Source organism: Coleofasciculus sp. G2-EDA-02 (assembly GCF_040226375.1).
Classification (GTDB): domain Bacteria; phylum Cyanobacteriota; class Cyanobacteriia; order Cyanobacteriales; family Coleofasciculaceae; genus Coleofasciculus.
Genome location: NZ_JAVKEW010000171.1, coordinates 12,116 through 36,266 on the forward strand (window position 1 = coordinate 12,116; position 24,151 = coordinate 36,266).

Sequence of the window (24,151 nt, forward strand, 5' to 3'; positions counted from 1 at the left end):
CTGCATTGCTCTATGCCTGACTACTATGACGTTCTCGGCGTCTCTCGCGACGCTGACAAAGAAGAAATAAAGCGGGCTTACCGTCGCCTTGCCCGGAAGTACCACCCAGACGTTAACAAGGAACAAGGAGCGGAAGAGCGATTTAAAGAAATTAATCGAGCTTACGAAATCCTTTCCGAACCAGAGATGAAGGCACGATACGACCGCTTTGGCGAGGCGGGTGTATCATCAGGTGCTGGAGCTGGCTATCCCGATTTTGGGGATATGGGTTTTGCCGATATCTTTGAAAGCTTCTTCAGTGGTTTTGCTGGTGGTGCGGGTCAGCAAACAGCGCGTCGGCGTGGTGGACCGGTGCGAGGGGATGACCTGCGCCTAGACTTGAAGCTGGAATTCCGGGAAGCTGTATTCGGTGGGGAAAAGGAAATTCGGATTCCTCACCAAGAAACCTGTAATACCTGTAACGGTACCGGAGCAAAACCGGGAACTCGACCACGTACCTGTTCGACCTGTAGCGGTACAGGACAAGTGCGTCGCGCTACTCGTACCCCCTTTGGCAGTTTCACTCAAGTTTCAGTCTGTCCCACTTGTAACGGCGAAGGACAGGTGATTGAGGATAAGTGTGAAACCTGTGGGGGATCAGGTCGCAAACAAGAAACCAAAAAGCTGAAAATTACGGTTCCACCTGGTGTGGATAATGGAACCAGGCTGCGGGTTTCTAAAGAAGGAGATGCGGGATCGCGCGGTGGTCCTCCAGGAGATTTATATGTCTACCTATTTGTTGAGGAAGATGCTGAATTTCAGCGGGATGGAATTAATATTCTGTCTGATCTGAAAATTAGCTACTTACAAGCTATTTTAGGCTGTCGTCTACAGGTTAATACCGTCGATGGTCCGGTGGAGTTGAAGATTCCCCCAGGAACCCAGCCGAATACGGTGTTAACGTTGGAAAATCATGGTGTGCCAAAATTAGGGAATCCTGTGAGTCGGGGCGACCATTTGATTACGATTCAAATAGACATTCCCACCCGGATCACGACGGAGGAACGGGAGTTGCTGGAGAAGCTGGCAAAAATTAAAGGCGATCGCACCGGCAAAGGCGGTCTAGAAGACTTTTTGGGAGGACTGTTTCGCGGATGAGTAAGCCAACGGTATCGACAATTAATCAGACACCCGATGCTCAACTGGATTTGCGAGGAACACCTTGCCCAATTAACTTTGTGCGAACTAAGCTACGTCTAGAACAAATGACGCCCGGATCTTTATTGGAAGTGTGGCTTGATCCGGGGGAACCTATTGAACAGGTTCCCGATAGTTTGGCGATGGCAGGTTACCCCATAGAAGCACTCGAAAATCACACAGACTACTTTGCCCTAAAAGTACGGCGTCCTCAAGCCTCTGCATGAGTGAGATAGTAGATATCCCACCGTCTGAGTTATCTCCCCCCTTATTGGGGACAGTTCTGGCAGTTCAGGCTAATTTCTATGAGGTCAGGTTAGAGTCTAGTTGTGATCAAGACTCAGACGTAGCATGCTACGTCTCTACACTATTATGTACTCGTCGTTCCCGATTGAAAAAAATTGGTCAACGGGTCATGGTGGGCGATCGCGTTGTCATCGAAGAACCGGACTGGACAGGGAATCGAGGTGCGATCGCGGATGTTCTCCCTAGGATTACCCAACTGGATCGTCCTCCCGTTGCGAATGCTGAACAAATTCTCCTGGTTTTTGCGTTAGAAGAACCTACCCTTGATCCCTATCAACTGAGTCGCTTTTTAGTCAAGGCAGAATCAACGGGCTTCCAGGTGTGCTTGTGTCTCAATAAAAGTGATTTAGTCACAAAAGAAGAACAACAGCAGTGGCAGCAGCGCTTGAAAGCTTGGGGATACCAACCCATATTTATCAGTGTTTACAATAATATAGGTTTAGCAGAACTCAGCGATCGCTTAAACCAAAAAATTACTGTCTTAGCTGGATTGTCTGGAGTGGGGAAATCTAGCTTAATTAACCAACTTGCCCCTGAAGCCAACCTACGAGTGGGAGAAGTCACCGGAAAATTAGGAAGGGGGCGCCACACCACCCGCCATGTGGAATTATTTGAGTTACCCCAAGGGGGTTTATTGGCAGATACGCCGGGATTTAATCAGCCTGACTTGGATTGCACGCCAGCTAATTTAATCCATTACTTTCCCGAAGCGCAACAACGGTTAGCGGTAGCCAATTGCCAATTTAGTGATTGCTTACATCGAGATGAACCCAACTGTGCGGTACGGGGAGAGTGGGAACGCTATGATCATTATCTGGGTTTCTTAGAGGAAGCGATCGCGCGTCAGGAACGGTTGAATCAACAAGCTGATCCAGAGTCCACTCTTAAGGCGAAAACCAAAGGAAAGGGGCAAACGCAGTACGAACCCAAGTTAGAAACAAAGAAGTATCGCCGGCGATCGCGGCGGACTCAACAGCAGGATTTAGAGGAACTGTATCAGGAAATCGAAGATTTACCTTGATTTAGCTAGAATACTCCCACTATTCATTTTCCGGTGAAGGTAAGTTCATTACTACTCCCTTATTAGATGGTGTATTGTCGGGTTGATTTTGAGCCAAAAATTTCCGAACTTGCACCATTAATGCAGTATTATACTGAGGACGCTCTCGATAGTTAGGCGAAGGACTAGAATAAGAACCAAGGAGTGCTAAGGCTGGAAAAGTCAAGAAAAGACTTGTATAAGCAACTCCCATCGGACTGATTAATTTTTTCAGGTAGTTCAATTTGTTTTTTACCATGTCTTTTTAGGAAATAACTGTTTTTTATGAACGAGTATGATTAATAAATCCTAACTCTAATTATCTATTCATCCTGTCTACCCAAAGTTTTAAATTAAAATTAAATATCTCTATCTAATGACAGATTGCCGAAAAGTTTAATTAATGAACAATCAAGATTTAAATAAATCAGCCTGCTCTAATTTAGTCCCACAAATTTTACAAAACTGAGCATCAGAATCATGAAACGGCAAACCACACCCGGCACAGACTTTCTCCACTTGGTTAGCCGTTTTCAGTAAATACTTGACTAAATCTCCCAATTGCCAAGGAATGAGAGCAATACCTGTCAAAATCATCAGCACTGTTAGTAATCGACCCCCCTCTGAAATTGGTGTGAGGTCACCAAACCCAACAGTGGTCATCGTGACTACGGCAAAATAGAAGGCATCTAAAAATGTATTAAAATTTTTAGGATTGATTCGATGTTCAACTTGATAAATTAATCCAGAGTAAACAAATATTATGGTAAATAATGTAAATAATATGCGGGCAAGGATAATGCTATCTTGATTGCTAATCCTAAAAACATAAACCTTTAACGTTAAGAATCGAACTAACCGCAAAATCCGGAACCAGCGAAAAATCAAAATAAATCGAATATCAGTTACACCGAGGAAAAAAGGTACAATTGCGATCAGGTCAATCAGAGAAACCGGGCTAAAGAAGAAATTTATTTTAGATTCTGCGACCCAAAAGCGTAGTAAATATTCGACGACAAAAATAACTAATATAATTCGGTCAATACTATCCAGAGTTAGGCGAACTAGCGGGGTAAGGGGATAAGTTTCTGACACAAAAATTGCTGAAGATAAGAGGATTAACCCCATGATCAGCAAATTAAATCGCCTACCTACAGGCGATTCAATATCTTCTACATACCGAGCAAGAGTTTGTCGCAAATTATCGGGCATCAGATACTATCATCATAAAATTAAAGACTTGAGTTGAGGTATTTCCCAAGATGCCCTCAAGAAAATTTAACAGATTCAGCACTAATTTATAATTTCAATTGTAAGATAAACCACTATCTTTAGGAGACTTGAATTGCGCCCACCCGACAATCTCGCAACCAGAGCTGCACGGCTCGACCCATAATACCATCACTACTCTCTCGTGGCGGCGTGGGTGGGCGTTCTGGTGAAGCTGAACCTAGGCGCGTAAACATCAGAGCCAAGCGCCATCCACTATCGGTATGGGTTAAAAAGAGCCAGTGAAAACTTTGGGTTTCAATTGCACCTCCCTCGACATATTGGCGTTCTAGAGTCGTGAAAAACACTTGCTGCGGGGGTTCTACGTTGGCAGTTGTCACAGAATTATAGGAACCAGGCCCAAGGGTCAGGGGTTGAAATTCCGCCCGCCCTGCCACGATGATATATAGATTGATATCAATCTCCTCATTTACAGGTCGCGATCGCTGAATCACCCGATTCGCGTAGTTAGGCAAATCCCGCAGCATCAGAGATGTTAAGGTTTCTACATCAGAGGGACAAGTCGCCGATTGAGCCAGAAGCGTGGGTATAGGGGGACAAGGGTGCAGGAGTGCAGGTGTACAGGGGAAGACTTTTGGCTTTGTTGGTTTCATCTTCAGCGTTGGTGAGCCGAGGGTAACATTAGGGTTAAATGCCTCACCATCCATCTGAAATCCCAGCCAACAGACGACTGTTAAGCATTGGATTAACTTACGACTCATAACTTAGTAGATAGGGCTTGCTGAATAAGTTCCGTTATTAGGGAGCTAGGGCGGGTTTTGTTGTGCCGTTATTGGTGAGCTAGGGCGGGTTTTGTTGTGCCGTTATTGGTGAGCTAGGGCGGGTTTTGTTGTGCCGTTATTGGTGAGCTAGGGCGGGTTTTGTTGTGCCGTTATTGGTGAGCTAGGGCGGGTTTTGTTGTTCCGTTATTGGTGAATAGCTGACTTTAGTTCCTAAACCCGCCCCTACAATTGTGGCTAAACCCGCCCCTACAATTGTGGCTAAACCCGCCCCTACAATTGTGGCTAAACCCGCCCCTACAATTGTGGCTAAACCCGCCCCTCAATTAACTTATGACTTCCTGTAATTCTTCGCCGATTCTCTCCCAAGCGGCGACGGGGTCAGGTGCCGCCGTGATGGGGCGTCCAATTACCAAGTAATCAGCTCCCGCTTTCAGAGCATCTGCTGGCGTCATCGAGCGCTGTTGATCGCCCTGTTCAGACCAACTGGGACGGACACCGGGACAAACCAGGAGAAAATCATCGCCACACACTTGTCGCAGCTGGGACACTTCTTGGGGCGAACAGACTGCCCCATTTAATCCGGCTTTTTGCGCCAAAAGCGCCATCTGTAGGGCGTATTCGGGTAACTCAATTGGAACCTTTAAATCAAAGGCTAAATCTCGCGAGTTCAAACTGGTGAGTAGGGAAATCCCAATTAATTTCGGGGGTGAACAGGCGGCGGCTTCTGCTCCTTGCTTCGCTGCTGCTACCGCCCCTTTGAGCGCCATGGAACCGGCTACGGCATGAATTGTCAGTAAATCTACGCCGTACCCAGAAGCCGCCCGTGTTGCCCCGGCTACTGTATTGGGAATATCGTGAAACTTTAGATCTAAAAAGATCCGTTTTTGCCGATCTTTGAGAATCTGAAGAATCGCAGATCCACTACTGACAAATAGCTCCAGTCCTACTTTCCAGAACTTCACTTGGGGTAATTGTTCCACGAGAGCGATCGCGTGGGCTTCGGTAGGTACATCTAAGGGGACGATAATCCGCTCTGCTACTGACATGGGAAATGCTTGTTGATAAGTAGCCACAGATTATCCCATTTTCATTTAACCGTGCAACTTATGCAATAGAAGAAGGCGCTCTGACCAACTTATCTGACTGTCTAAACCCGTCCCTACAATTGCATAAGGGCGGGTTTTGTTGAGCCGTTATTGGTGAGTTGCAAACCTGAGCCTCTAAACCCGCCCCTACAAACCCATAGATAGTTTAAGGGGAAAGAAATTTCTTTCCCCTTTTTTGTATTGATATGCGTGAAGTGTCTTTTTCCCCAAAAGGGGAAAGACTTCTCCCGACCCACAGGCATATAGCCTGTTTTGTACGAAACTATTGAGGAACGATACTCAGTTCCGAGGCACCGCTTTACAGGAATCCGACTTCCTCGGACGTTCGTTCTCTTCGTAGTATAGCAAAACTAGCTGTATCTTGGTTTTTTGCTTTTCTTTCTATGTTTTGCCAAATTAAGTAATGGCTCTGCCTTCTGCATGGATGCTCGATAAAAAAGCCATTCCCAGAAAAACCCATAGCAGTATGAGCGGCAATAATGGTGACATGAGCGAACCTCCTATGGAACACACAGTCTGATTATCTTTATAATACCACCTGATCTCACTGATTTGGTTGACAAATCTCTAAACTTGCGCTAATGCCAGGGATCGTGGGTGTAGGGGCGGGTTTTACAGATAACTTATGCGACTTTCGGTGAAACTTGACTCGCACCCGCCCTTGGGGAGGCTTTTTGTGCTTTTTGTAGCTTACGAAACCAACCGTACAGATTTCTTTTTCCCCACCTGTAAAACCTTACCCTCTAAAGCCTCTGGGGAATCAAAGGTGCCGTCTACATCCGTAATGCGATCGCCCTCTAGCTTCACGCCTCCGCCTTTGATCTGTCGCCGCCCTTCGCCACTACTGCTGCACAGCCCACTAGCATTGAGGATATAGAACAACTTAACCGGAAACTCGACTTGGGAGAGGGAAAATTCTGGGATAGCCCCCCCGCCTGCAGCCTCATCCGCCTCCTTTTTACCGTGATATTGGGCGACAATTGTCCAAGCCAGGAGTTGTTGGCGATCGCGGGGATTTGTCGGGAGTTCCTCTAAGGGTAAATCGGTGAGTAGCTCAAAATACTCCTCTAACAGATTATCCTTAGTCCCTTCCAGCTTCTGGTACATGGGTTGAGCCGCCTCCTGCAACCCCACATAATTATTCAGCGACTTAGACATCTTCAGCACACCATCTGTACCAATTAAAATCGGCAGGAGTAATCCAAACTGGGGAGTTTGACCAAAATGCCGCTGCAAGTCTCGCCCCACAGCAATATTAAATTTTTGATCCGTTCCCCCTAACTCCACATCCGCCTTAACTGCCACAGAATCATACCCTTGCATTAAGGGATAGAGAAACTCATGCAGGTAAATCGGATTTTCCTGTTTAAATCGTTCCGCAAACCCCTCCTTAGCGAGCATCTGCCCCACCGTCATCGTGGCTAACAAATCGAGAATCTCCGCCAAATCCAGTTTACTCAGCCATTCCGAGTTATAGCGAATCTCCAAGCGCCCCGGTGTTTCAAAATCCAAAATCGGACGCACCTGATCCAAGTAGGTTTGGGCATTTTGCTGCACCTGTGCTTCAGAAAGCTGCTTGCGTACATCAGATTTGCCACTTGGATCACCGATTCTTGCGGTAAAATCGCCAATAATTAGGATAGCCGTATGACCCGCATCTTGAAACGCCCGCAATTTCCGCACGGGAATACTATGACCCAAGTGGATATCTGTCCCAGTCGGGTCAATTCCCAACTTGACCCGCAAGGGACGCTCAGTTTTGAGAATCCGTTGCTCTAGGTTCTCATTCTGGTCTTGAGAATCGGGTTGGTTGGGAAAAATGTCACTAACACCTCGGTATAACCAAGATAATGACTGAGACATTGTGTTTAAGGAGTTTGACATTCGTCTGGGAAATCTTTAAGGAGTGAACGGCTCATTAGGGATATGGAAACAAGTTTTCTACCATTGGCAATTCATCTCGCCTCCCAATCATCGATTATGGCTGGAGACTTCTTGCCCGATTAGTTAACGTACACGAGAGTAGCAGATGCTTAAGATTTACCGTTGTTTATGCCAATCCAGAAAAGTAATGTTACCATTTTTTCAGCCAAAAGCCAAAATACTTCGGTTTTTGATCATGAACGATTATCTCAGGCTTAACATTAAAATATAAGGGAGAACCCGACCACTGATTCAACGCTGGGAGCAACGTCTACAGGGGACAAGAATCGCCAAAACCGAATCGATCGCTAATCCTGACTTTGCCATAAATTTCTGTAATCATCTATAGAAGGTATAGAACGTATCCCCCCTAAGGTTGCCTCCCACACAGCCATCCAGTATTTTTTTCTTGAGTGAGGAAGTGAAATCACTGTGTCGTCTAGTACCATCCAACAAAAACAACAAAGAGATAGTAAACAGGGATTGCCACCGGCTTTCCGATTCGTGCAAGGAGTCACTCAGGTAACAGGCGGAACCATTCTCGGCATTACAATGCTAACTAGCTCGGTTGTGGCTGGTGGGCTGGTTGGCTTGGCGACAAGCTTCCGCAATCTTCCCGATGTGAGAGTTCTCAGGGGCTATGTTCCCACCGAAACGACCTACGTCTACGATATTAAGGGGAAGCACCTGGCTAGCCTGCATGGTGAAGCGAATCGAGAGGTGGTTAAGTTAGAAAACATTAACCCCGATCTCAAGCGAGCGGTTATTGCCATGGAAGATAGTCACTTCTATATTCACCATGGCGTTAACCCCAACAGTGTGGGTCGAGCCTTTTTAGCCAACTGGGAGAAGGGGGCTGTAGTAGAAGGCGGCTCTACCTTGACCATGCAGCTAGTGAAAAACTTGTTTCTGTCTCGAGAGAGAAAGTTCTCTCGTAAAATTGCCGAGGCAGTCATGGCAATCCGGCTGGAGCAAATCTTCACCAAAGACCAGATATTGGAAATGTATCTGAATCAGATCTATTGGGGTCATAACAATTATGGCATCCAAACGGCATCTGAGAGTTACTTCGCCAAGCCAGCCACTGACTTAACCTTGGCAGAATCAGCCATGCTCGCTGGATTGATTCAGTCTCCCGAAGAATATAGCCCCTTTGCCAACTATCCCTTAGCCAAACAACGGCAAGCAATCGTGCTGGAGAGAATGCGGGAACTGGGATGGATCACAACTCAAGAAAAAAAAGATGCTTTAGCTCAACCCTTGCGTTTGGGCAAGTTAACCTCCTGGCAAACCAGCCAGCTTCCCTACATCACAGAAGCTGTCGTGGCGGAGTTGAATGAGCGATTTGGTCGAGATGCGGTTCTCAAAGGGGGGATGCGCGTCCAAACCACGGTAGATTACAATTTCCAGCGCATGGCGGAAAACACCATCGCTCGCGCTCACCAGAACTTGCGCCGCCGGGGGTTATATGCTGACCAAGTCGCACTAGCCGCCGTTGATCCGCGCACCCATTATGTCAAAGCTTTGGTGGGGGGTATCGGTTACGAAAAGAGTCAGTTCAACCGAGCCATTCAATCCCGACGCCAACCGGGATCAGCGTTTAAACCCTTTGTTTACTACACTGCCTTTGCCACTGGCAAATATACCCCCTATTCCACGGTTATGGATACCCCAGTCAGCTACCGGGATGGGAGTGGGTGGTATTCGCCCAGAAATTATGGAGGTGGTTACGGCGGAGCGATGAGTATTCGTACTGCGCTGGTTCAGTCGCGAAATGTTCCAGCAGTTAAGCTGGGCAGAGCCGTTGGGTTAGATAAAGTGATTGAAGTGTGCCGCACCCTGGGGATTAAAAGCCCCATGGAACCTGTCACCTCTTTACCCCTAGGTGCGATTGGGGTGACGCCCTTGGAAATGGCAGGGGCTTACGCTACCTTTGCCAATACAGGTTGGCATTCTGATCCGACGATCATTGTCCGGGTGACCGATAGTATGGGCAATGTGTTATTAGACAATACCCCGAAACCTCGCCTTGTTCTTGATCCATGGGCATCAGCTTCGCTGAATGCTGTCCTCCAAGGCGTGATTGAAGGAGGAACCGGAACCGCTGCTCAAATTGGACGCCCAGCGGCTGGGAAGACGGGAACAACGAGTTCAGAACGAGATGTCTGGTTTGTCGGATATGTGCCACAATTATCCACGGCGGTTTGGATTGGCAATGATAACTACAGACCGTTAGGGGGTGGGGCGACAGGGGGTGGATTTGCTGCACCAATATGGCGCGACTTTATGAGTCAGGCGTTGAAGGGTGAGCCAGTACGCTACTTTGAACCTGCGTCTAAGTATCCTCGTCCTTAAAACACTGATTTCACGGATTTATTGGAGAGATGGCGGTAGGGGGTGAGAGGTTAGTCACACGGATTACACTGATAGGTTAGTTCTCTATCAACAGGTTAGAGATACCGTAGGGTGGGTTTCGACTTCGCCTGTACGCTACTTTGAACCGGCGTCTAAGTATCCGCGTCCTTAAAACACTGATTTCACAGATTTATTGTCCAGATTTGCGTAGGGAGGTGAGAGGTTAATTCGGGGCTGCTGTTGGGAGTCTTGTGTGAGGCAGGGGATACATTTTTCCTGCTCCAGATGCAAGGATGAGGAGTATTTATGTACCAAAAGCTTGCACCATCCCCGGTAAAAAAATGCTTGAAACCCAAGTATTGTATACCTTCTACATTAATGCAGCAATCCCTAATTAAACTGATGACACTGAAAAGTAAACGGCAGGCTGATTAACTTTTGTAACATTACGCGATCGCACTCAAGGGCAAGGATTTTGTATGTTCCTGAAAATGAACACAGTTATCTTTATTTATGTCCGAAACGAGCGTGTAAGTATTCCACCGGACATGATATGATGCCATTATTGGGTTTCATGTCCACTTTTAGCTGTCCACTGTTTGAGGCGCAAGCTAACCCAGACCATCTGCTTGAGTGGTTCAGGGACTTCTGGGTATAAACCCTCCACAATTTCTTCAAAGGTTTTGATTGATCCGGGATAAACAAAAACAGACCATCCTTGTTTAACGAGACAAGTTAATAAAGCTGACTCCTCAAGCAGGTAGGTTGTACCCAGATACATTTTTTCTGAGTTATAATCGTCTTGCCTATTCCCCGCTTCCACCTGTTCACCTCGATTGAGATATTTCTGGGCAAATGAGTTGACCATGTTTTGAAAAGATTGGTCTTTTTGATAAAGACAGTGGAGTTCCTGGTAATACATCTCAAAGTCTGATTGATTCTCAATTTGCGAAGTCTTTTGGAACTCGAACTTACAACGTCCGGAGTATTGGTTGAACAGGTAACTGTTTTCATCGATAAACTGCTCTCCAGTGCGAATTGCCTCCAAGCGAGCTTCATCTCCTTTCACTCCCTGTCTCACCTCGATTGTCAGTCGGTATATACTATCACAAACTAGGACTAGGCAAGCCGGAAAGTTTTCGCTAATCCATTTGATACAGGCTTCGATGCGCTTAGGATCAACAAAGTTTTTACTGCCAAGGCTGATTCCGAAAACACACTGTTTATATTCAGATAGTGAACTACGTAGACGAGATGGAAAGACTTTAGCTAAACTTGCCTTGTACCCATGAATCTGGGACATTTTTTCTGTAGAATTGGTCAAGTTCAAGCATTTTTTCTTAATGTAAATTGCTTTACCAATTTTAGATTGAATCAGCTTCAACCGCTCTAGGGAAAGCTGATTCCAGTCAAAGTTTTCGATGATTTTTTCTTCATCTCTATGACTATTCATACAATTAAATATTCTTGGGGACTGTCTGGAAGAACGATAACTATTATCCTGAAATCCTGATTCCCTATTTTCTCCACAGTTTTTTCCCAGATATCAAAACAGGATTTTGATAGACTTACTCATAATACAAACCTATCAAAATCCTCTAGATAAAGGTGTTAACCTAAATTAAACGTCTGTCTCAAATAAGGCAAGCCGCAGTCGCTGGGTTGATTCTTCCAATTCAGCCAAGGACTCTAGAGTCACAACAGTACTGCGTTCTATGCCTAAAATCTCTGCTGCTTTAGCCACAGCCGCTTTTTCTTTTTCATGGTAATTACCATCAGCTCGGCTCATCTTAATCGCTTGGTACAACATGGAGCGGCGAAAATTTAGAGGGAAATCATAGCTGATCCCCTTTAATAGATCCTCAATATTGGCTCCCTTCCAATCGAATTGACGTAGGGCTTCGATGTATTCTTGAGGGTCTACTATCAAAAGCTCTTGTTCATCAACATACCACTGGAATTCAGCTTCTCTGAGTTCGCCATCGGCTCCGGCGATCGCCATCAGGGCACCACCATACTTTACTGCCACATCAAAATCAATGGGTTGAGTGATATTGTATCGATGCTTGGCATATTGAGTGGGTTCCAAACTGTTTCCACTACTCATATTTGGCTCCTTTGCTTAGAACATACATTCGGTATTCTATTACCCTTGAGTCATTTGAGCAAGTAAGTCAGGCTAGCTGAATAAATCTCCTGTTGCGATCGCGATCGGTGTACCACCATTGGCGGCAATTTAAGATTATGTTCCATTTGTCAATAGTCTGGTAACCAAAATATACCAATCCGGATAAAGGTTGCTGAGTAAGGAGTTGGCGTTTTTCAGGTTTGAAAAGATTGTGTCTAGTGCATCTCGGCAAAAGTTTCTGGCCACCTTTGTGCAAGCATGGAGAGTAGAGACGTTTCACGGTCACGTCGGTACTACCCCATCTCCCTTGTAGGATCAAGGAAATCTAACTAATAAATGTCCGATGACGCTAACACAGGTTTGGGGTGCTTTACTTATTTTTGTCCTCTGTCCCCTACTGGGTGGACTCCCCCTGATTTCCTGGATTACCTACCTACTCACCAGACGCCAACTCTCTCAAGTCGGTACGGGTAATGTATCTGTCTCCGCTGCGTTCTACCACGGTGGACGTTGGGTGGGTATCTTAGCCGTATTATCAGAAGCTTTGAAGGGAATCGCGGCTGTTTTGCTGGCGGGTTATTTCTTTCCCAGGGAACCCACCTGGGAAATTATTGCCCTGATTATGCTAGTTATGGGGCGCTACTGGATGGGTAAAGGTGCCGGAACCACAAATGTGGTCTGGGGATTTGTGGTGCATGAGTGGCGAGTGGCGTTATTGGTATTTTTAATTGGGGGTATAGGCTTTACGATTATCCGCGATCGCACGACGGGACGTATCGGTGTTTTAGTTCTATTTCCCCTAATTCTGGCGCTGTTGCACCCCCATGATTTCGCTAGAATTGTCAGTGCGATCGCGCTGGGTCTGATTATCGGTTGGATTTATCATAAAATTCCCGATGACTTAGACCTTCCCACCGAACAAGCTAAATCAGAATCTCAATCCGTGTTTCATTTTTTCCGAGGCGATAAAGCGATTATTCCTCTTGAGCGCGAGCTTGAGCCACAACAGGTTGGAGCCAAAGCAGCTACCTTATCCCAGCTTAAACGTTGGGGTTACGCTGTGCCAAAGGGATGGGTCTTACCTCCAGGGGATGATATAGAACCCTTGGTCAAATATCTCCCAGTTTCGGAATCAGAACCCCTGGTTGTCCGTTCCTCTGCTATTGGGGAAGATGCAGCACTCTCGTCAGCCGCCGGACAATATCAAACGGTTTTACAGGTAACCAGCCGTCCGGCTTTACAGGAAGCGATTACCCAAGTCTTAGCCTCTTATCATAACCCCGCCGCCAGAGGGTATCGCCGTAACCGGGATTTGCCAGACACGGCTATGGCTGTCTTAATTCAAAAACAAATTCAGGGCGTCTTTTCCGGTGTCGCATTTAGTCGTGACCCCATCCAGCAACAACAAGACACCGTAGTCATAGAAGGATTACCCGGAGATGCCACCCGCATTGTATCGGGTCAAGTCACCCCAGAACAATATCGAGTATCTTTCCCGGAATCTGGGCTTGTCGGGGCGGGTTTGACTGATAATATTCAGGAACAAACCGATAACTCGACTAAACCCACCCCCCAGGAGGAGTCAGGAAGCAATGTAGAGACGCGCCATGGGGTGTCTGGAAGCGGAGAAACCGCACAAGTTGAAGGACAAGGGGATGTACCCTCAGCGTTAGTCCAAGAGGTGGCTATTTTGGCGCGGGAATTGGAAGACCGCTACCATGGGATTCCCCAAGATATTGAATGGACCTATGATGGTCAGCAATTATGGCTACTGCAAGCGCGACCGATTACCAATCTACAACCCATCTGGACGCGCAAGATTGCGGCGGAGGTAATTCCCGGACTGATTCGACCCCTTACCTGGTCAATTAACCGTCCCCTCACCTGTGGCGTTTGGGGGGAAATTTTTACAATCGTGTTAAAAGAACGGGCGCAGGGATTGGAGTTTAATCAAACCGCTACACTGCATTATGCTCGCGCCTATTTTAATGCTACATTGTTAGGCGATATTTTCCGGCGCATGGGTTTACCGCCAGAAAGTTTGGAATTTCTGACGCGGGGGGCTAAATTTTCTAAACCGCCCCTGAAATCCACGCTGCGGAACATCCCCGGATTATTTCGTCTATTAGGTCGAGAATGGAATTTAGATAAGGATTTTGAGCAAGATTATCAACACCATTTTGCTCCGGCTTTGAGTCAACTGCAAGAACAACCGGTTTGTGAATTATCAGACGCCGAAATTCTGGAACGAGTGAACCAGATTTTATCGGAATTACAACGAGCAACTTATTATAGTATTCTCGCCCCTTTAAGTCTGTCTCTGCGGCAAGCGTTGCTAAAGGTAAAGGATAAAGAATTAGATAATAGCCAAACTCCAGAAATTGCCAGCGTGCGATCGCTAGCCCAATTAGCCCATGATACGCGCCATTTACTAAGTCCCAAACAAATTAATTGTGATAATCGCGCTTCTGTATTTACATCCTTGTCAGAAATTCCCGATGCTCAAAGTGTGTTGGAACAATTCGATCAATTTCTGACACAATATGGCTATCTCAGCGATGTCGCCACAGATATTGCCGTTCCCACTTGGAAAGAAGACCCGCGACCGATACGGCAACTCTTTGCTCAGTTTTTATGCGATCCTCCCCCAGCGACTAAACCACCCAAGCGTCAGCGATGGAAAGCAGAAGTGGTACAGGCGCGTTTGAATCTAAAAGGGCAAGTGACTGAAGTATATTCGCAATTTTTAGCCCAATTGCGTTGGAGTTTTGTGGAACTGGAAAAGCATTGGTTAGAGTCAGGTTTACTATCTGAGGCTGGGGATATTTTCTTCTTAGAATTTGCGGAAATTCAGCGTCTAATGGCTGAAACAGATGGGGTTTTGCGAGAGGAACTTCCAAGATTGATTAACTATCGGCGATCGCTCTTAGAGGAGCATCGTCAATTAGTCAGTGTACCTCCCCTATTCTATGGCAATCCTCCCGCCGTTTCCTTGCTGATGCAAACCCAATCCGAACCCGCTCAACAGCGTCTTGTGGGAATTGGTGCAAGTGCTGGACAAGTGGAAGGTTGGGTTAGAGTTTTAGATAACTTACAATCAGTTCCAGAAATTGACCGCCAAACGATTCTGGTTGTCCCTTATACTGATTCGGGTTGGGCACCCTTATTGGCGCGTGCAGGCGGCTTAATTGCTGAGGTGGGAGGGCGGCTATCTCACGGCGCGATCGTGGCGCGGGAATATGGAATTCCAGCGGTAATGGATATTCATAACGCGACTCAGATGTTCCGCAATGGTCAACGGGTAAGGATTGATGGACAATCCGGAATCGTAGAGGTTTTGGAGTGAGGATAACTCTCATTCTGCTTCCCACGACTTCCTATGTGGGAAAGCGAGAGGATCAATCTTTGACATCCTCCCCAACTTACTTCGTTGAAGTTGGGGATTCCCAGTATCGCTACGGAGACTTCCTGGTTCGCGGACACTTACCTAGGTCAATGACCCCCGGCAGTACGTCTGGCCAGGCAATTTCAGGTACGGCTTGCCCAGTCGCACCTACACCTCGAATCATCACAACTTGTGCCGCAGCTACATCTCTATCCGTTGTATATCCGCACTCATGGCAACTGTGAATTCTTACTGATAAATCCTTCTTGCCTGTGTGTGTTTTACAACGAGGACATTGCTGCGACGTATAATCAGCGTCTACCTTGGCAAAGTAAACTTGTTCTTTCCAACAAACCCATTGCAAAATATTAATAAACTGACCAAAGCCAGCATCCAAGGTATGTTTTCCTAGCATCCCTTTCGCCCAAGTCTTGAAGTTAAGATCTTCAACAAATACCATTCCGGCATTTTGGACTAGGTGATGAGCTAGTTTAAAATGAAAGTCTTTTCGAGTGTCGTGAATTCCTTGGTGTAATCTAGCAATCTTTTGGTTAAGTTTGCGCCAATTTTTAGACCCTTTCTTCTTGTGCTTCAATCGGCGTTGTAGCAATTTCAGCTTACGGTGCAATGAATCAAAGAATCGAGGTCTAGCGATTAACTCACCATCAGAGGTTGCCAAAAACTTTTCTAACCCTAAGTCAATCCCGATAGGATGACCATGAGGCATTGCATCAGGTATTTGTACATCACACTGTAATGACAGCATGGTAAAATACCCAGAAGCTTTTTTAACGATGCGAACCTGCTTTAAGGTAAACCCGTCTGGAATTGGGCGGGATAACCTCATTTTGACCCATCCCAACTTAGGCAGCTTAATTAAGTCTCCCTTGACAGGATTAGTCTTAAACTGAGGGAACACAAAGGAACGCATCCTTCCTGGTTTTTTGAATCTAGGAAAACCCATCCCTTTGCGTCTCATATCAAGAAACGCGGTTTCAAGCTTTCTCAACACCTGTTGTAAAACCTGAGCATTTACTGATTTAAGGTCAGGATTGTTTTTCCTTGCCTCTGTTAAAGACTTAGCTTGGTTGTTGTAGTTAGGAAATGGCGCATCGGCAGGTATAATGTATTCAGCAATCAGGGAACAGGCGTTAACATCAGACTTTCGAGAATTAAGCCAATCCTTTCGTTCACGCAAGGCGTAATTCCAAACCTTACGGCAAACTTCTAAATAACGCTCAATTGCCGCTACTTGTTCAATTGTTGGCTCAATCTTGTACTCGTAAGTTAATGTCAACACACGTCTTACCTCCTTTCTACAAAGAATATTCTATTTTGTAGAAGAAAGCAATACCTCTTTAAATTCAATCGGGGTTGACCAGATTGAATTTACCTTGGGGGAGTCCAATGTACCCCCACCCTACTTCACTCCGTTTCGTTGAGGATGGAGTTCTATAGCTCCCCCAATCCCCCACGTTTTGATAGAATTTCCTGAATCTATGAGTATTATGGGGTAAATGTAGATGCACCCCAGACATAAAACATAACCCAACTCGTTCAGGATGGGATGAGGGGTAATACCCCCACCCCCCCGACAGGAAAATTCAGGTTCTAATAAGCTGACAACTACCAGACTGCTATGGCTCGCAAAAAAAAATCCAGCCGCAAAAAAACCCATATCGAATCTCTGACACCGAATGTTCCTGAAACGTCAGAGACATCCGAATCCACAGAAACAATTGAGGAATCAACCCAAAACACCACTGAGGTTAATCCTCCTCCCACTGAGGAGTCAACCCACAGTTCTGACCTAGCCCGTCCTCCAGCGGCAGAAAAAAAACCCGAGTCACCCCAGAGTTGTGCCCCAGCCAGCCCTCCAGAGGCAGAAAAAAAAACCGAGTCAACCCAGAGTTGTGCCCCAGCCAGCCCTCCGGCGGCAGAAAAAAGACCCTATATAGTCATTAAACCCAAACCTATCCCCGCCAAATTAATTGAAAAGCAACCGCCACCCCCTCCGGTTACAGAAGCGACAAACAAAGCAGGCGAACTGTTTCAAAAAGGCGACCAGATTACGGTAAAAGCACCTTGGGGCGGTGAAGCGACAGCAGAAATTGTAGACTTTTATCAAACCCATAGTGGCAAGATTTGGGCGCAATACAATCCCCTAGACTCTCAACCGAACTGGACTTGGCATAGCGGATGTATTCGCACCAATATTTTGGAGAAAGCGACGCAAACCGCTCAAGAATGATGAAAAACTACTGAAAGATTGTTCGCAGGCATCGGGTAGATTTGGTGCAAGACTAGATGTTGATCTTGGGTTATTGCCACAACATGCTCAAGGTCACGCACGCCCCAGTCTGGGTTGGACGCCTGCAACGAGGCATCAAAAGCAGCATTGCTAGCAGCAGTATGCTGTCCATTGCGCTTGAACGGGCCATATAAATAGAGAATGCCCCCTGGAGGAAGCAGGCGACTCGCCCCGGCTATCAGTCCCAAGCAAGCTGACCAGGGGGCGATGTGAATCAGGTTAATGCTGACTATCGCATTTAATGGTGAGGTTTCCCAATCCACAGGCGCATCCTTCTCCACAGACCAAACCGGTGTGTGCACGTCAATATCTAGGGGCGGGTAAAGATTATCAGCAGCTTCGCCAGCAGACCATGCGGCAATACTGGCACGCATCTGAGGATTGGGATCAGAAGGTAACCATTGACGTGGCTTTAGACGTGGGGCAAGGAAAATGGCATGTTCCCCTGTACCACTACCAACTTCTAAAACTGTACCTTTTGCAGGCAGCACGCGCCGTAGAATCTCCAGAATCGGTTCGCGGTTGCGTTGGGTGGCAGGTGCGTATTGCCGTTCGTCGTCCGTTTTACTCATAATTTATTCTTATCGATTAGACTGGTTTAATGTCTAGCACTTACCCGGTTCCTTATCTGTTGCGTGAGCAGGGCAGGAGTCGGCATCAGTAAGGCTGAAGGTGAGCATCGGGCATTAGCTCCTCTGGGAAAAGCCAAAGCTTGTCAGAGAAATTAGCTCAGGGCGCGATCGCGAGGGTAGTGTTTGTAACGCTTAGTTTATAAGCATCCGGGTCTTTGGCGCGTCGAAATTTATTGTTTTATCAGTTAAAATAATATATACAAAGAACAGCTAAGGGTAAACACAGCCAGAGTCACTGACCCCACGCTGACCGATACAAGCGGTACAGCGCCGGCTTGAGGGATGACCTTTAAGCCTTTCTAGAGCTTACTAATAACTCGCTCAACCACAGATCCTCTTACTCAAGAGGATAGATTGGGTCTTGTGTTAACCCTTATACCCTAGCAGCTCACCCTGTTTAAAGTTGTAGGAAAGCCAAGTATCTGTAAAGCTGAGTGACTAGACTGACAAACTATCAGGATTGAGTTAAGCCAACAGAACAACGTTTAACTTGATTCTGTAGATGTTGCCTTTGGGTAGCGTCCAATCAAACAACATCTTTCCTACTTTATTTGAGTTAACCATCTTATCGCAATCGATTTAAAAATGCTGCAATCGGAATAAGCTGCTAAATTCCGGATAAATTCGGCATTGGGGTGCTGTGATCTACCGATTGGTACGCTATCCGACTCAAGCCCCCTTATGCGAGATTTGTTATGAAAACGATTAAAGCAACTAACTCAGAAAAACAAACCCGTCAAAACAGTGCCATCCAACCCCGTCTAGTTCTGCAAGCCATTGCCTTTACTCTGATTTTGTCCTTTAGTGCGGATTATCTATCACCCAATAATAAAGGAATGATCAATCAGTCTACTCAGGCAAATTCTCAGTTATCTGCGGCGATTGGTCATATCGTTTTGCAACATGCATCGCAGCATACGCGAGTGCCTTCTTCTAAACTCGACCTAGTGGATGTGCAACCCCATACCTGGTCTGATAATTGTCTAGGATTGGCTGAGGAAAAAGCCTCTTGTAAGCCAATGCCTGTCTCTGGATGGCAAGTGGCTGTTGCCAATGGACAACGCCGCTGGATCTATCGCACGGATGCTTCCGGTTCCGTGGTTAAATTAGAACGCAGTAACCTTGATCCCAATAACTAAGTAGGTTAGCACGATTGAACGGGTTAGGGTTGTCATTCGTCATTTGTCAGGGCGGGTTTAGTCACATCCCTGGTGAGGAAAGAAACGATAATAGTAAAACCCGCCCCTACACATCGGTCAGGGCGGGTTTTGAATAAACGTTGCCATCAATAGCTGGCACTGGCATCACATAAACCCGCCCCGACAAACCATGCCAGACTAGCGAAGCAAAGGATCAACACTCAAAACTTAAAACTTCCCCAGGGTGAATCCCTATCTAATCAGAGACTTCCCAATCCGCTGAAATCTCAGGCGATCGCGCAGGCAGAGGAAAGAGTGCCTGAAACGCCGCCTGACGCTGTGGTGAGGGTTCTGAGGCGTTGTTCCACAGGGTTTCGTAGAAAAAGAACGACACTCCAGCAAATCCCCGTTGACGCACGGCGGCTACTTGGTTTTGAATTTGCGATAAAGAAATTGGCTTATTTTTTAAACCCGCTAAAATACCGATCCCCACAGGAATATGACGTCGCGCCGCCTGCACTTCCGGCTGTTCGAGTTCTGAAATAAACCGATCAAAGTCATCGCGATAAATCTGTACAATTAATTCTTCGACTAAACCACGGCGTTCCCAGGTATACCAATCGGCTAGAAAGAATTCATATGAAAAACGTTGAGGATTAGGAGAAAGGGAGATAATCACATCCGACTTTTGCGCTTTAATCGCTTTCCAAAGCTGGGTTAAGTAGTTTGTAATTTTGTTTGCCCGCCAGCGCACCCATTCTGGGTTTTTGGGATCACGGGGAGGTGATTGACCTTGATGCTCTTGTTGATAAAGCTTAATTGTCAAGGGATCATAGCCAAAATCAGAGGGCAAGCCGAAGTGATCGTCGAATTGAATCCCATCGATGTCATAGTTGTTGACTAACTCGACTACTAAATCCTGGATAAACTGCTGCACTTGAGGATTAAAGGGATTGAGCCAGACGCGATCGTGACTTCCTTCTTGCCAAATTTTCACACCTTGGCGATTTTGCGTCAGCCAATCGGGATGACGTTTGGCTAACTCCGAGTCAGCCGGTGCCATAAAACCAAATTCAAACCAGGGAATCACCCTTATATCCTTTTGATGGGCTTGCTGGATGATTTCTTTGAGCATATCTCGTCCTTGGGTGCCCCTATCGGGATCAGGGGATTGATCTAGGGGAGTCACAAGCCTCACCGCCCGCCCAATTTCCCGCTGGGCAACTTGACTAGGGTAGAGGGTATAACCCCAGTTCCAAACGGTAGGATAGACGGTGTTGAAGTTGAGTTGCTCTAGGCGTTGAATGGCGTCGGTAATTCCTTGAGTAGAAAATAAGACTTGGCTATCAATATTCGTCAGCCACACCCCTCGTAACTCTGCTTGAGCCGAATTGGGGACTTGAGTATCGACTTTGGCAATGTACTGGGAGGGGATCAACTCGGCGGTTTGAGTGGCTTGGCACAAAAAAGCAGCAATTTCAGCCCGACTGGCATTTTGGTTCGGCTTGAAGGTTTGTACGGTGGGATAATTGACCACAAGCTGGTTTTCTACAGCGGCTGCGATCGCGCCTTGGGAATAATTGGGAATCGCTTTAGCATCCTCAAATGCTGATGTCAAGGTTTCAATGGCAGGTTGCTGGGGAACATACTTCAACCCACTGGCTAAGGATACTAAGGCTTGCACACGGGGGATCGGTTGATTGGGTTGGAATAGTCCGCCCGGATAGCCCGCTAAAAACCCAGTTTGATAGGCTTGGCGAATCGCCTGACTTGCCCAGTGTTGAGTTGGCACATCGGCAAATTTTCCGCCCGTGCGTATCTCTGGCGCATCCGGAAATGCTTGACCCAGCATGGCAGCAAATTCAGCCCGGGTGACGGGGGAATCGGGTTTAAAATGACCATCTGGGTAACCGCGAATAATCTGCTGCTGTGCTAGCTTTTCAATGCACGATTGCGCCCAATTTCCTTGGATATCACTCAGCCGCGTTTGAGCATAAGCTAGGGTGGGCAGCCATAAGGCTAAGCACAAGCCAAATATAAATAGAAATATTAACCAAGCCTGATGCCCAAAAGCACGGCTAAACGCAATTAGCCCATTGGCAAAGGCGGTCAATAAAGTTTTGACAAATTGTTTCATAAAGTAGCAAGTCTAGAGATATCACTATTGAGAGGCTGCACCCCTTACTGATCAGGAATGACTGGCTGGGCTAGGTAAAGGTTGCCAAAGATACTTGTCGCCCAAGGCTATCGGATGAGGAATGAGGGAATCGTTTTGAATTTTGAAACTCTGACTGATTCGGAATGTTGATCGGGAGATTTTTGTATTTTTTGCGACAAACATTTCTGCGTTCTTGGTGAATGACATGGTGAATTGGCACAATATTTTAAGTTTTGCAACATTTTTCGACTGGGGTACTCTCCAGACTTACCCAAAAATTTCACATTTAAAGTGTATCTTGTGAGTAATACTGTCTTCAGGTCAGGAATCTTAGCTGCTCTCCCCTTATGCTCATGATTGCCCCAGGCGCTTTTAGGATAAAGATCCCATTACGGCTGAACCCATCTCCATCGGCTAGGTTAACAAAACTGGGCGTTAGATGAGTAGAACGGTTCAGGGCAACAAGACGGGAGAGGAGGGGGTGGAAAGGTGCAGGGGAGATTGAGCTAGTTAGCCTGCCATGGGGCACTAGAGACTTCCACCCTAGCCCAGGGAATCTGAACTGGATGGAAGTTTTAAGTTTTATTACAATTGAACGGATTAGGAGACCCACACCCTGTGGTTCTCTATCGGTTCATACTCATTCATCCATCCCCTAAGATTTATTAGAAATTAGGAAGTGGGATTATTTTTTATTTAAAAGTAAAAAGAATGCCACCGGAAAATTTAGATAAAATCCAAGCATTCAAATTAGGACAAACTGTCAGCATTTTCCTATGACTGATATAGAAGCACAAGCTTTCAACGCCAATAACGGACAATCTCTGAGAAAGCTTGCCAGAGCGATTGTTATGTCCCAAGGTCACTTTGCCCTGATTTTGGTATGCTGCAAGTTTTCACCCCAACCGCTATGCGTACTAAACCAGTTGCAAGAACTCTCTTCACTTCCTATTCAAGGTGTGAGGTTGCATCCCTCAGTAGATACTCTGTTTACGGCAATCCTCACAGCATTGGATGAACCACCACCACCTGCTTTAGTCGTCTTTGGTCTTGATTCGGTGGTTGCTGTTGATCAAGTATTGAGTGCGACTAATCTCGTGCGTGAGGAGTTTCGCAAACAGTTTCCTTTTCCACTCGTTTTGTGGATCGATGATAGAATTTTGCAAAAGATGATTCGATTAGCTCCTGATTTTAAAAGTTGGGCAGCGAATCCCATTCGGTTGGAATGCTGCAACCAGCGAGCTTTTTATCAAGCTTACAAGATGGTTTGCGCTCATGTGAAATAACAAATAAGCTCAGAATGTGATTTGACATCCTCCCCACCCTACTTCACTCCGTTTCGTTGAGGATGGAGTTCTATCGCTCCCCCAATCCCCCACGTTTTGATAGCAACCGCCATAGCGGTTAGGAGACATCATTTATGTAGAGACGCGCTTTTGAAGCGTCTCTACTTCGGGTGACGGCTGTGGTTACACGTCCACAAAGCGTGCAGTAGACTAAAAAGCAGATACCAATTACTGCCTTGGAGCCTTCTTTTACTAGTCTCTAAACGCTTTCGGCAGCAAGCTGCTTTGGTAGATAACCCAACTCTTCCAGTTTTTGCAGCACTTTGGCAACACTCTCCGATAACTCTTCCTGATCAGTACGGCATTCCACTTCTGGGTTGAGGGGGGGTTCGTAAGGATCGTCAATTCCGGTAAACCCTATAATTTCTCCAGCGCGGGCGCGTTTATATAATCCTTTGACATCTCGTTCTTCACAAGTTGCCAGAGGAGCATTAACGTAAACTTCTAAAAAATCACCAATTTTTTGGCGTACCTCTTCTCGAATCTCACGGTAGGGCGAGATAGCCGATACCAAGACAACTACACCATTGCGGGTAAGTAGGTGGGAGACAAAACCGATGCGACGGATGTTCTCGTCGCGGTCTTCTTTGCTAAAGCCCAATCCTTTGGTAAGATTCTGGCGAACGATGTCGCCATCTAACACTTCTAGCTTACATTCCTTGTCTTGCAAGGTTTTGGCTAATGCTTGGGTAATCGTGGTTTTACCCGCACCACTTAGACCCGTGAACCATATTGTTACACCGCGCTGATTCATAATTATTTCTGTCGCTGTCCTAAAACCTAATGTAAGTACAACTGATCCTGTTTTCTCAGGTGAAACACTAATCGTCAAGCTTCTGTTTTCTGGAATAACAGATTGTTTGCTGATCAGGCTTAGATTTTAACCTAAGTTGAATGTCACTGACTGGTATGCTGGTGGGCAATGCCCACCCTACGGTAGCTCAAGGGTTTTGGCGCTCCCAAAATGCACGCTTTTGAGTGCTATTCAACCTAAGTTCAGGATTGACAATAGTTTAACTCTGTTGTGCCAAAAGTCTCCTCTGATCAAAGACGCGCCAGGGCACGTCTGGAACATGGCTTCTCCTGCTTCTCTGGTTTCGCCGCGATCGCAACAACCGAAAACGTTTTGAGGGAT

At 46.4% G+C, this 24,151-nt stretch carries 20 protein-coding genes; 9 read left to right on the plus strand and 11 right to left on the minus strand.

Annotated elements, in window-relative coordinates:
- Nucleotides 1–12 precede the first annotated feature (12 nt).
- The 3 genes from dnaJ to rsgA are packed head-to-tail and all read left to right on the plus strand — an operon-like array spanning nucleotide 13 to nucleotide 2,503.
- On the plus strand, nucleotides 13–1,137 hold the full coding sequence (dnaJ, locus tag RLO19_RS20450) for a molecular chaperone DnaJ (RefSeq protein ID WP_446359275.1): 1,125 nt from the start codon (nucleotides 13–15) through the stop codon (nucleotides 1,135–1,137).
- Nucleotides 1,134–1,403: a sulfurtransferase TusA family protein gene (locus RLO19_RS20455; protein ID WP_446359276.1), complete on the plus strand. Its 270-nt coding sequence runs from the start codon at nucleotides 1,134–1,136 to the stop codon at nucleotides 1,401–1,403. Before dnaJ ends, RLO19_RS20455 begins: the two co-directional genes overlap by 4 nt.
- Nucleotides 1,400–2,503 carry a small ribosomal subunit biogenesis GTPase RsgA gene (gene rsgA / locus RLO19_RS20460; protein WP_446359277.1) on the plus strand — a complete coding sequence of 368 codons (1,104 nt, stop codon included), beginning with the start codon at nucleotides 1,400–1,402 and terminating at the stop codon, nucleotides 2,501–2,503. The genes RLO19_RS20455 and rsgA overlap by 4 nt, the downstream gene beginning before the upstream one ends.
- Before the next feature lie 19 nt (nucleotides 2,504–2,522).
- Here rsgA and RLO19_RS20465 read toward each other — a convergent pair whose 3' ends face one another.
- The 5 genes from RLO19_RS20465 to tyrS all read right to left on the minus strand — a co-directional run bounded on the left by RLO19_RS20465 (nucleotide 2,523) and on the right by tyrS (nucleotide 7,502).
- The gene (locus tag RLO19_RS20465; protein ID WP_446359278.1) at nucleotides 2,523–2,765 is read right to left on the minus strand and encodes a hypothetical protein; all 243 of its coding nucleotides are present in this window, start codon (nucleotides 2,763–2,765) and stop codon (nucleotides 2,523–2,525) included.
- Nucleotides 2,766–2,932: 167 nt separating this feature from the next.
- Entirely contained in the window at nucleotides 2,933–3,733 is an 801-nt protein-coding gene (locus RLO19_RS20470; RefSeq protein WP_446359279.1) for an ion transporter, read from the minus strand.
- A 119-nt stretch (nucleotides 3,734–3,852) separates the two neighbouring features.
- A complete protein-coding gene (locus RLO19_RS20475) occupies nucleotides 3,853–4,512 on the minus strand; it encodes a hypothetical protein (RefSeq protein ID WP_446359280.1) in 660 nt (219 codons plus the stop codon).
- A gap of 344 nt (nucleotides 4,513–4,856) precedes the next feature.
- Nucleotides 4,857–5,579 carry an orotidine-5'-phosphate decarboxylase gene (gene pyrF / locus RLO19_RS20480; RefSeq protein ID WP_446359309.1) on the minus strand — a complete coding sequence of 241 codons (723 nt, stop codon included), beginning with the start codon at nucleotides 5,577–5,579 and terminating at the stop codon, nucleotides 4,857–4,859.
- A 750-nt stretch (nucleotides 5,580–6,329) separates the two neighbouring features.
- Nucleotides 6,330–7,502 carry a tyrosine--tRNA ligase gene (gene tyrS, locus RLO19_RS20485; RefSeq protein ID WP_446359281.1) on the minus strand — a complete coding sequence of 391 codons (1,173 nt, stop codon included), beginning with the start codon at nucleotides 7,500–7,502 and terminating at the stop codon, nucleotides 6,330–6,332.
- Between the two features lie 492 nt (nucleotides 7,503–7,994).
- Here tyrS and RLO19_RS20490 point away from each other — a divergent pair, with 492 nt between their 5' ends.
- Nucleotides 7,995–9,917, plus strand: coding sequence for a transglycosylase domain-containing protein (locus RLO19_RS20490; RefSeq protein WP_446359282.1), 1,923 nt, complete (start codon nucleotides 7,995–7,997; stop codon nucleotides 9,915–9,917).
- A gap of 562 nt (nucleotides 9,918–10,479) precedes the next feature.
- Here RLO19_RS20490 and RLO19_RS20495 read toward each other — a convergent pair.
- Together RLO19_RS20495 and RLO19_RS20500 are read right to left on the minus strand one after the other, a co-directional pair.
- Nucleotides 10,480–11,370 (minus strand): tRNA-dependent cyclodipeptide synthase, encoded by an 891-nt coding sequence (locus RLO19_RS20495; protein ID WP_446359283.1) that lies wholly within the window; start codon nucleotides 11,368–11,370, stop codon nucleotides 10,480–10,482.
- A gap of 168 nt (nucleotides 11,371–11,538) precedes the next feature.
- Nucleotides 11,539–12,024: a TerB family tellurite resistance protein gene (locus RLO19_RS20500; RefSeq protein ID WP_446359284.1), complete on the minus strand. Its 486-nt coding sequence runs from the start codon at nucleotides 12,022–12,024 to the stop codon at nucleotides 11,539–11,541.
- A 364-nt stretch (nucleotides 12,025–12,388) separates the two neighbouring features.
- Here RLO19_RS20500 and RLO19_RS20505 point away from each other — a divergent pair, with 364 nt between their 5' ends.
- Nucleotides 12,389–15,391, plus strand: coding sequence for a glycerol-3-phosphate acyltransferase (locus RLO19_RS20505; RefSeq protein WP_446359285.1), 3,003 nt, complete (start codon nucleotides 12,389–12,391; stop codon nucleotides 15,389–15,391).
- A 109-nt stretch (nucleotides 15,392–15,500) separates the two neighbouring features.
- On the opposite strand, the gene RLO19_RS20510 is transcribed toward RLO19_RS20505, so the two are convergent.
- Nucleotides 15,501–16,730 carry an RNA-guided endonuclease InsQ/TnpB family protein gene (locus tag RLO19_RS20510; RefSeq protein ID WP_446359286.1) on the minus strand — a complete coding sequence of 410 codons (1,230 nt, stop codon included), beginning with the start codon at nucleotides 16,728–16,730 and terminating at the stop codon, nucleotides 15,501–15,503.
- A gap of 339 nt (nucleotides 16,731–17,069) precedes the next feature.
- On the opposite strand from RLO19_RS20510, the gene RLO19_RS20515 reads away from it, so the two are divergent.
- A complete protein-coding gene (locus RLO19_RS20515; RefSeq protein ID WP_446359287.1) occupies nucleotides 17,070–17,681 on the plus strand; it encodes a hypothetical protein in 612 nt (203 codons plus the stop codon).
- Here RLO19_RS20515 and RLO19_RS20520 read toward each other — a convergent pair.
- Nucleotides 17,672–18,313, minus strand: coding sequence for a DUF938 domain-containing protein (locus tag RLO19_RS20520; protein WP_446359288.1), 642 nt, complete (start codon nucleotides 18,311–18,313; stop codon nucleotides 17,672–17,674). The two genes, RLO19_RS20515 and RLO19_RS20520, sit on opposite strands and share 10 nt — an antisense overlap.
- 755 nt (nucleotides 18,314–19,068) lie before the next feature.
- Here RLO19_RS20520 and RLO19_RS20525 point away from each other — a divergent pair.
- Nucleotides 19,069–19,512 carry a hypothetical protein gene (locus RLO19_RS20525; RefSeq protein WP_446359289.1) on the plus strand — a complete coding sequence of 148 codons (444 nt, stop codon included), beginning with the start codon at nucleotides 19,069–19,071 and terminating at the stop codon, nucleotides 19,510–19,512.
- 256 nt (nucleotides 19,513–19,768) lie between these two features.
- On the opposite strand, the gene RLO19_RS20530 is transcribed toward RLO19_RS20525, so the two are convergent.
- On the minus strand, nucleotides 19,769–21,649 hold the full coding sequence (locus RLO19_RS20530; RefSeq protein ID WP_446359290.1) for a glycoside hydrolase family 10 protein: 1,881 nt from the start codon (nucleotides 21,647–21,649) through the stop codon (nucleotides 19,769–19,771).
- Between the two features lie 797 nt (nucleotides 21,650–22,446).
- Between RLO19_RS20530 and RLO19_RS20535 the strand changes: the two genes are divergently transcribed.
- The gene (locus RLO19_RS20535) at nucleotides 22,447–22,956 is read left to right on the plus strand and encodes a hypothetical protein (RefSeq protein WP_446359291.1); all 510 of its coding nucleotides are present in this window, start codon (nucleotides 22,447–22,449) and stop codon (nucleotides 22,954–22,956) included.
- Between the two features lie 259 nt (nucleotides 22,957–23,215).
- Here the strand turns inward: RLO19_RS20535 and cysC are convergent, their stop codons facing one another.
- Nucleotides 23,216–23,770 carry an adenylyl-sulfate kinase gene (cysC, locus tag RLO19_RS20540; RefSeq protein WP_446359292.1) on the minus strand — a complete coding sequence of 185 codons (555 nt, stop codon included), beginning with the start codon at nucleotides 23,768–23,770 and terminating at the stop codon, nucleotides 23,216–23,218.
- 220 nt (nucleotides 23,771–23,990) lie between these two features.
- Between cysC and RLO19_RS20545 the strand changes: the two genes are divergently transcribed.
- A complete protein-coding gene (locus RLO19_RS20545; RefSeq protein ID WP_446359293.1) occupies nucleotides 23,991–24,146 on the plus strand; it encodes a hypothetical protein in 156 nt (51 codons plus the stop codon).
- The last annotated feature ends 5 nt before the right edge of the window (nucleotides 24,147–24,151 follow it).

What these genes read in the sequence shown, in the direction of transcription:
- dnaJ (WP_446359275.1), top strand. Translation starts at nt 13, where the DNA reads ATGCCTGACTACTATGACGTTCTCGGCGTCTCTCGCGACGCTGACAAA.
- RLO19_RS20455 (WP_446359276.1), top strand. Translation starts at nt 1,134, where the DNA reads ATGAGTAAGCCAACGGTATCGACAATTAATCAGACACCCGATGCTCAA.
- rsgA (WP_446359277.1), top strand. Translation starts at nt 1,400, where the DNA reads ATGAGTGAGATAGTAGATATCCCACCGTCTGAGTTATCTCCCCCCTTA.
- RLO19_RS20470 (WP_446359279.1), bottom strand. Translation starts at nt 3,733, where the DNA reads ATGCCCGATAATTTGCGACAAACTCTTGCTCGGTATGTAGAAGATATT.
- RLO19_RS20475 (WP_446359280.1), bottom strand. Translation starts at nt 4,512, where the DNA reads ATGAGTCGTAAGTTAATCCAATGCTTAACAGTCGTCTGTTGGCTGGGA.
- pyrF (WP_446359309.1), bottom strand. Translation starts at nt 5,579, where the DNA reads ATGTCAGTAGCAGAGCGGATTATCGTCCCCTTAGATGTACCTACCGAA.
- tyrS (WP_446359281.1), bottom strand. Translation starts at nt 7,502, where the DNA reads ATGTCTCAGTCATTATCTTGGTTATACCGAGGTGTTAGTGACATTTTT.
- RLO19_RS20495 (WP_446359283.1), bottom strand. Translation starts at nt 11,370, where the DNA reads ATGAATAGTCATAGAGATGAAGAAAAAATCATCGAAAACTTTGACTGG.
- RLO19_RS20500 (WP_446359284.1), bottom strand. Translation starts at nt 12,024, where the DNA reads ATGAGTAGTGGAAACAGTTTGGAACCCACTCAATATGCCAAGCATCGA.
- RLO19_RS20505 (WP_446359285.1), top strand. Translation starts at nt 12,389, where the DNA reads ATGACGCTAACACAGGTTTGGGGTGCTTTACTTATTTTTGTCCTCTGT.
- RLO19_RS20515 (WP_446359287.1), top strand. Translation starts at nt 17,070, where the DNA reads ATGGCTCGCAAAAAAAAATCCAGCCGCAAAAAAACCCATATCGAATCT.
- RLO19_RS20520 (WP_446359288.1), bottom strand. Translation starts at nt 18,313, where the DNA reads ATGAGTAAAACGGACGACGAACGGCAATACGCACCTGCCACCCAACGC.
- RLO19_RS20525 (WP_446359289.1), top strand. Translation starts at nt 19,069, where the DNA reads ATGAAAACGATTAAAGCAACTAACTCAGAAAAACAAACCCGTCAAAAC.
- RLO19_RS20530 (WP_446359290.1), bottom strand. Translation starts at nt 21,649, where the DNA reads ATGAAACAATTTGTCAAAACTTTATTGACCGCCTTTGCCAATGGGCTA.
- RLO19_RS20535 (WP_446359291.1), top strand. Translation starts at nt 22,447, where the DNA reads ATGACTGATATAGAAGCACAAGCTTTCAACGCCAATAACGGACAATCT.
- cysC (WP_446359292.1), bottom strand. Translation starts at nt 23,770, where the DNA reads ATGAATCAGCGCGGTGTAACAATATGGTTCACGGGTCTAAGTGGTGCG.